Here is a 719-nt window from a genome sequence, read left to right on the forward strand (position 1 = left end):
GGCGACATGACGGCGGGCGGGTAGGAGTCGGGGACGGCCAGCGGCGCGGACTCAGCGGCCGCCGGGAGGCCGTCCAGGCGCGTCGCGTCGTGGTCGATGTCGTGCTCGTGGGGGGCGTTCATGACGTCTGCACCTCCTGCAGGACCGGGCGCAGGGTGGCAAGGAGCCGCTGGCCCTGACGCTCACTCAGGCCCAGACGGCGGCCGAGCTCGGCGCCCTTGATGTCGGGGTCATCGGCCAGCAGCCGACGCGCCCGGTCGGTGTGGTCGTCGGTCGCGACGACGCGCGGACGGCGGCCGACCGGCTTCATGTCGCGCGACACCTCGTCGGCCACGGGCAGCGGCCGCACGTTGTCGGGCGTCATGTCGCCCTCATCGATGTCGCCTTCAACGGCCGTCGTGTCGCGGTCAGATGTCGCGGTCGGCGTCGCGTTGTCGGGCGACATGACGGCGTCAAAGTCGGGCGTCGCGTCGCCCTCGGATGTCGCGACGACCGCCGTCATGTCGCGGTCGTTGTCGGCCGTCATGTCGCCCTCGTTGACCGCGACGGCGGGCGTCGTGTCGGGGGCGGTGTCGGTCGGGATGTCGGACTGCTGCGACACGACATCCGACACGGCGGCCTCGTCGGCGGCGGCCTTGTGCCGGCTGATGGCCAGCAGGGCGAACCCGCACACGACCATCAGGCCGTCAACGGCCAGGGGGCCGATGACCGCGTTCAGC

General features: G+C 72.5%; 1 protein-coding gene. It reads right to left on the bottom strand.

Going from position 1 to position 719, the window contains the following annotated elements; genetic code table 11:
- Nucleotides 1–118: 118 nt before the first annotated feature.
- Nucleotides 119–719: hypothetical protein (locus ABD327_RS37275; protein ID WP_344458502.1), on the bottom strand; the 601-nt coding region annotated here is incomplete at its 5' end.

The organism is Actinocorallia aurantiaca (genome assembly GCF_039533685.1).
Classification (GTDB): domain Bacteria; phylum Actinomycetota; class Actinomycetes; order Streptosporangiales; family Streptosporangiaceae; genus Actinocorallia; species Actinocorallia aurantiaca.